A 5,954-nucleotide genomic window follows, 5' to 3' on the forward strand; every position below is an offset into this window, starting at 1 on the left:
CCGATGGTAGTGTGGGGTTTCCCCATGTGAGAGTAGGTCATCGTCAAGATTCAATTGCAGAACCCCGTTTGCGAAAGCAGACGGGGTTTTGTCTTATTGGCGAAAAAAGCGGGCTGCTCGCTCAGTCCTTATGCTCCCTCTTCTTTGCATTGGCCTTGTGCGTGGCTATTATGCGTCCCTCATCCGTAGGTGGACTGCTAATGCATTCGTTGTTAAGGCTTTTAAGTGATGGGGCTTTTCACTCCGGTGAGGACCTGGGAAATGCTCTAGGGGTTAGCCGTAGCGCTGTCTGGAAAAAGCTCCATCAATTGCAGGCCGAAACCGGCATAGAAATACACAAGGTTCGCGGTCGTGGCTATCGGTTGGCCCAGCCGCTTCACCTCCTTGATCGTGCATGGCTTGTGGAGCGTCACAAAGAGCTCGGTTGGGTTGTGCGGGTTCATGACTCGATTGACTCAACAAATGCCGAGGCTATGCGCCTGGCGGTTGTGGGGGAGCACATTCCCGCCTTGGTTGTCGCAGAGCAACAACTGGCAGGAAGAGGGCGGCGTGGTCGCCGATGGGTCAGCCCTTTTGCCGAGAATCTTTATTACAGCCTTGTGCTGCGTATAGAGGGTGGCATGCGTCAGCTTGAGGGCTTGAGTCTTCTTGTCGGGCTTGCTGTAGTCAAAACCTTGCGTGCGCTGGGCGTCCCGAATGCCGGTCTCAAATGGCCCAATGACATATTGTCCGGGGGGCGAAAGCTCGCGGGTGTCTTGTTGGAGTTGACTGGGGATCCTGCTGATGTATGCCACGTTGTGATTGGTATTGGCATTAATGTGAATATGCGTGTGGCTCAGGATGTCGATCAGGCGTGGACCTCCATGGGGCTGGAGAGTGGGGGTGATGTTGATCGGAATCAGGTCGCGGCTCTACTGAGCTCTGAATTGGCGCGTCATCTCGCTGCGCATCGCCAGGGGGGGTTCGAGGCGTTCCGGGATGAGTGGGAGCGCCTCCATTTGTGGCAGGGGGAGGAAGTGACCCTCTTGGCGGGTTCGACGGCGCTGGAAGGCGTTGTTGTGGGGGTGGATGCTGTAGGTGCGCTTCGTCTCAGGGTTGGTCGGGAGATTCGTACTTTTAGCGGTGGGGAGCTGAGCTTGAGACTGCGCAAGCGCCTTGATCCAGAATCGCGAGGCTGATATGCGTTGGTTGTTTTTGCTGTTGGTCATGCTGAATGCCTTTTACTACGTATGGCATCAGCAAGATGTGCCGTTGAGGCCAAAAGAGGTGGCCCCGCTGTCCGTCTACAAGGGGGCGCAACAAAACATCCAGCTTTTAAGCGAATCTGGCGATGGGCGCTCTTCAGCTGATCGCGCGGAGGTTCAGTGCTTATACCTTGGAGGAGATATCTCCCAAGGTGTGGCGAAGACGATTGAGCAGCGCTTGGTTAGTCTGGATATACAAGCGCAAGTGGTTGCTCAGGCGGGGGAGTCAAGTGGGGCACTTTGGGTACGAATCGCTCCGGAAAGTCGGCGCCTTGTTGATGATGCATTGGTAGGAAGGTTGCGTCAGGACTTCCCTCAAATAAAAAACAAAATAATGTCATGCGAAAGCATTGCAACTGCCGAATAGTTTGCATAGAATGGCGCCCGCTTCGCAGTGCAAGGCAAATTGAAATGCAAGCAAAGCAAGAGTCAACGTATGTAACCTCAAGATTTTATTGAGAAAAAGGTTGACAGAAGGGTGGCATGAGTTAGAATGTCGCCTCGCTTAGGAGGGGTTCCCGAGCGGCCAAAGGGATCAGACTGTAAATCTGACGTCTACGACTTCGAAGGTTCGAATCCTTCCCCCTCCACCATATTTGAGCGTAAGCAGCATGATCTGCGGGTATAGTTTAGTGGTAGAACCTCAGCCTTCCAAGCTGATGATGCGGGTTCGATTCCCGCTACCCGCTCCAAGTTTGCTGGTTGTGCAATGTGTTTTGCTCTTGTAGCTCAGTTGGTAGAGCACACCCTTGGTAAGGGTGAGGTCAGCGGTTCAAATCCGCTCAAGAGCTCCATTACTAAGGCAGATATGAAAGTATCTGCCTTTGTTTTAGGTGTTGCGGGTAGTCCGGCCTGTCGATTTTCGGGTTTGGGTGAGAGTGGTTCCTTGCAGCGTTCGATTGCAGAAGTCTTTCGAATGGCTGTTGAAATCTTTCTGTTGGGTCCGCATAATGGTCGGCCTGATATAGCTTTTAGGTCAGTAGCTCAATTGGCAGAGCGACGGTCTCCAAAACCGTAGGTTGGGGGTTCGATTCCCTCCTGACCTGCCAGATTCGCGTAATGCATCTGGCTTTCTTTTCGCAGGATTTTAGTAGATGAATCCAAAGGCTGAAGCCCCAGACTCCCGTTTTGATCTTTTCAAGTGGCTAGCGGTAGTCCTTCTGATTGTCGTGGGTGTCGTCGGAAATCAATACTACTCGGCGCAGCCAATCCTGTATCGCGTGCTTGCCTTGCTTGTGATTGCGGCAGTTGCAGCCTATGTGTCGCTGCAGACTGGCAAGGGTAAGGCTTTCTTTGTGTTGGCCAAAGAAGCTCGCGCTGAGATTCGCAAGGTCGTATGGCCTACTCGTCAAGAAACCACCCAGACAACCCTCATCGTGGTTGCTGTGGTTTTGGTCATGGCGCTGCTGCTGTGGGGGCTCGATTCCCTGCTCGGCTGGCTTGTTTCCCTGATTGTTGGCTAAGGGTGTCCTGTGGCTAAGCGTTGGTACGTAGTGCATGCCTACTCGGGTTACGAGAAGCATGTCATGCGCTCTCTGATTGAGCGTGTAAAGCTGGCAGGCATGGAAGACGGCTTTGGTGAAATTCTGGTCCCTACCGAAGAAGTGGTAGAAATGCGCAACGGCCAGAAGCGCAAGAGCGAGCGTAAGTTCTTCCCAGGTTACGTGCTTGTTCAGATGGAAATGAACGAAGGGACTTGGCACTTGGTCAAGGATACCCCTCGTGTTATGGGTTTCATTGGTGGTACCGCTGACAAGCCAGCGCCTATCACTGATAAAGAGGCAGAGGCTATTCTGCGTCGCGTTGCCGATGGTAGCGACAAGCCTAAGCCGAAGACGTTGTTCGAGCCTGGTGAAGTGGTTCGCGTTACCGATGGTCCATTTGCGGATTTCAACGGTACGGTTGAAGAGGTTAACTACGAGAAGAGCCGGATTCAGGTCGCAGTGCTCATTTTCGGACGCTCTACTCCGGTAGAGCTTGAGTTCAGTCAGGTCGAAAAGGTCTAGCTGGGCTGAAAATCCCATACCCCACAGTCTAAGGCTGTGGGGTTTTGTCGTCACTGGGATAAACGCGCAAGTAACCGGGGAGCCTCTCGAGGCGTTTGAACCCGTAATTGGAGTGCCTCATGGCCAAGAAGATTACCGCTTACATCAAGCTTCAAGTGAAAGCCGCTCAAGCTAACCCAAGCCCGCCCGTCGGTCCTGCGTTGGGTCAGCACGGCGTCAACATCATGGAGTTCTGCAAGGCTTTCAACGCCCGTACCCAGGGTATGGAGCCAGGTCTGCCGACTCCAGTGATCATCACTGTATACAGTGACCGTAGCTTCACTTTTGAAACCAAAAGTACCCCGGCTTCGGTTCTGCTGAAAAAGGCTGCTGGTCTGACCAGTGGTTCGGCTCGTCCTAACACCGTCAAAGTTGGCACTGTTACCCGTGCTCAGCTGGAAGAAATCGCTAAGACCAAAAAAGCGGATCTTACTGCAGCTGATATGGATGCAGCCGTGCGTACCATCGCCGGCTCTGCTCGTAGCATGGGCCTTAACGTGGAGGGTGTGTAATGGCTAAGCTGACTAAGCGCCAGAAAGCTATCGCTTCGAAAGTTGAAGCAGGCAAGTCTTACAGCTTCAACGATGCAGCTGTGTTGCTGGCTGAACTGTCGACTGTGAAATTCAGCGAGTCGTTTGACGTTGCTGTAAACCTTGGCGTCGACCCGCGTAAATCTGACCAGGTTGTTCGCAGCGCCACTGTGCTGCCGCATGGCACTGGCAAGACTGTTCGCGTTGCTGTGTTCACCCAAGGCCCGGCTGCTGAAGCTGCTCTGGCTGCAGGTGCTGATCGCGTTGGTATGGACGACCTGGCTGCTGAAATGAAAGGCGGCGATCTGAACTATGACGTCGTAATTGCCTCTCCAGATGCAATGCGTGTCGTTGGTCAGTTGGGCCAGGTTCTGGGTCCGCGTGGCCTGATGCCTAACCCGAAGGTTGGTACTGTAACTCCGGACGTGGCGGGCGCGGTTAAAAACGCCAAGGCCGGTCAGGTTCGCTACCGCACTGACAAGAACGGCATCATTCACACCTCCGTAGGTAAAGTCGGCTTCGAAGCAGACAAGCTGCGTGAGAACGTTGAAGCCTTGATCGCTGACCTGAAGCGCATCAAGCCAGCTTCTTCGAAAGGTATCTACGTCAAGCGCGTTACCCTGAGCACCACTATGGGCCCAGGTCTGGTCATTGATCAGAGCTCGCTGAACGCCTAAGACACGCTTGGCGCGATTTTTCGTGCCAATGCAAAAATTGGGGTCCCTGCCTGGCGGGGGCTATCCAAGACCGTAGGCGGCGAAAGCCTTAAAACGCAAGCCTACGCAGATGGTGCTCCCGGTTCTTTACCGAATCAGACACCAAAACGACATCAGGCCTTTGGCCAGATGAAACGGTAACAAGCAGGAGTTAAACCCGTGGCAATTAAACTCGAAGACAAGAAGGCCATCGTCGCTGAAGTCAACGAGGCTGCCAAAGTCGCTCTGTCTGCTGTCGTGGCTGATGCCCGTGGCGTGACTGTGGGCGCGATGACCGGACTCCGTAAAGAGGCTCGTGAAGCTGGCGTTTACGTACGTGTCGTACGTAACACCCTGCTCAAGCGTGCAGTTGCTGACACTGAATTCAGTGTTCTCAACGACGCCTTCACTGGCCCGACCTTGATCGCTTTCTCCAATGAACACCCCGGCGCTGCTGCCCGTCTGTTCAAAGAGTTCGCGAAGGGTCAGGACAAGTTCGAGATCAAGGCAGCTGCGTTTGACGGCAAGTTCCTTGCCGCCAACCAGATCGACGTGTTGGCTACCTTGCCAACTCGCGACGAGGCTATTGCGAAGCTGATGAGCGTAATCCAAGGCGCTACCAGCAAGCTGGCTCGCACTTTGGCAGCTATTCGCGACCAGAAAGAAGCTTCGGCTGCCTAAGGCACCACAAGCTCTTTCGAAATCATATGTTTAATTTGATGGTCGCGTAGGCCGTCACCCCCAATACAGGATATATAGTCATGTCTCTGACTAACGAGCAAATCATCGAAGCGATCGGCCAGAAAACCGTTCTGGAAGTTGTTGAGCTGATCAAAGCGATGGAAGAAACCTTCGGCGTAACCGCCGCTGTTGCTGCTGCTGGTCCAGCTGCTGCTGCCGCTGTGGTTGAAGAGCAAACCGAGTTCAACGTTGTTCTGGCCGAAGCTGGCGAGAAGAAAGTCAACGTGATCAAGGCTGTTCGTGAGCTGACCGGTCTGGGCCTGAAAGAAGCCAAAGAGAAAGTCGACGGTGCTCCTCAGGTCATCGCTGAAGGCGTTTCGAAAGAAGCCGCTGAAGACGCTAAGAAGAAGCTGGAAGAAGCAGGCGCCAAAGTCGAAATCAAGTAATTTCGACCTTGCGTCTCCAGCCCAAGCGTTGAGCAGAAGGCTGATGGCTGGTGGCTTTTGCCACCGGCCTTTTTCCGTTATTGGCGGTTGATCAAGTCGACGCCATAACGTGCGTCAACCACCGCGAATGGTGGTGCAAACCAAGGGGTTTGCAAGATTTTCTGGCCGCTCCCGCCGGGGGAGGCCAAACAAGCAGGTGACCAAGCTGGGGAACGCTGATGGCTTACTCATACACTGAGAAAAAACGTATCCGCAAGGACTTTAGCAAGTTGCCGGACGTCATGGATGTGCCTTACCTCCTGGCCATCCAGCT

The 5,954-nt window shown here is 53.8% G+C and carries 9 protein-coding genes and 4 tRNA genes; all 13 read left to right on the forward strand.

Going from position 1 to position 5,954, the window contains the following annotated elements; genetic code table 11:
• The first annotated feature begins 200 nt into the window (after positions 1 to 200).
• Positions 201 to 1,178, forward strand: coding sequence for a bifunctional biotin--[acetyl-CoA-carboxylase] ligase/biotin operon repressor BirA (birA, locus tag ACI2KB_RS29070; protein ID WP_404640527.1), 978 nt, complete (start codon positions 201 to 203; stop codon positions 1,176 to 1,178).
• 1 nt (position 1,179) lies between these two features.
• Positions 1,180 to 1,611 carry a hypothetical protein gene (locus tag ACI2KB_RS29075; protein ID WP_404640522.1) on the forward strand — a complete coding sequence of 144 codons (432 nt, stop codon included), beginning with the start codon at positions 1,180 to 1,182 and terminating at the stop codon, positions 1,609 to 1,611.
• A gap of 141 nt (positions 1,612 to 1,752) precedes the next feature.
• A tRNA-Tyr gene (locus ACI2KB_RS29080) sits at positions 1,753 to 1,837 on the forward strand.
• A gap of 25 nt (positions 1,838 to 1,862) precedes the next feature.
• Positions 1,863 to 1,936, forward strand: a tRNA-Gly gene (locus ACI2KB_RS29085).
• A 26-nt stretch (positions 1,937 to 1,962) separates the two neighbouring features.
• A tRNA-Thr gene (locus ACI2KB_RS29090) sits at positions 1,963 to 2,038 on the forward strand.
• 179 nt (positions 2,039 to 2,217) lie between these two features.
• A tRNA-Trp gene (locus ACI2KB_RS29095) sits at positions 2,218 to 2,293 on the forward strand.
• Between the two features lie 45 nt (positions 2,294 to 2,338).
• Complete coding sequence (secE, locus tag ACI2KB_RS29100) at positions 2,339 to 2,707, forward strand: preprotein translocase subunit SecE (protein ID WP_404640524.1); 369 nt, start codon at positions 2,339 to 2,341, stop codon at positions 2,705 to 2,707.
• Between the two features lie 9 nt (positions 2,708 to 2,716).
• Positions 2,717 to 3,250, forward strand: coding sequence for a transcription termination/antitermination protein NusG (gene nusG, locus ACI2KB_RS29105; protein WP_108240418.1), 534 nt, complete (start codon positions 2,717 to 2,719; stop codon positions 3,248 to 3,250).
• A gap of 119 nt (positions 3,251 to 3,369) precedes the next feature.
• On the forward strand, positions 3,370 to 3,801 hold the full coding sequence (rplK, locus tag ACI2KB_RS29110; protein WP_108240417.1) for a 50S ribosomal protein L11: 432 nt from the start codon (positions 3,370 to 3,372) through the stop codon (positions 3,799 to 3,801).
• Complete coding sequence (gene rplA / locus ACI2KB_RS29115) at positions 3,801 to 4,496, forward strand: 50S ribosomal protein L1 (RefSeq protein ID WP_108240416.1); 696 nt, start codon at positions 3,801 to 3,803, stop codon at positions 4,494 to 4,496. The genes rplK and rplA overlap by 1 nt, the downstream gene beginning before the upstream one ends.
• Positions 4,497 to 4,694: 198 nt before the next feature.
• Positions 4,695 to 5,195: a 50S ribosomal protein L10 gene (gene rplJ / locus ACI2KB_RS29120; protein WP_108240415.1), complete on the forward strand. Its 501-nt coding sequence runs from the start codon at positions 4,695 to 4,697 to the stop codon at positions 5,193 to 5,195.
• Between the two features lie 80 nt (positions 5,196 to 5,275).
• Complete coding sequence (gene rplL / locus ACI2KB_RS29125) at positions 5,276 to 5,641, forward strand: 50S ribosomal protein L7/L12 (protein WP_108240414.1); 366 nt, start codon at positions 5,276 to 5,278, stop codon at positions 5,639 to 5,641.
• Positions 5,642 to 5,859: 218 nt separating this feature from the next.
• On the forward strand, positions 5,860 to 5,954 hold a 95-nt coding region (locus ACI2KB_RS29130), incomplete at its 3' end, for a hypothetical protein (protein WP_404640529.1).

This window comes from Pseudomonas sp. NPDC088444, assembly GCF_044900175.1.
Taxonomy (GTDB): domain Bacteria; phylum Pseudomonadota; class Gammaproteobacteria; order Pseudomonadales; family Pseudomonadaceae; genus Aquipseudomonas.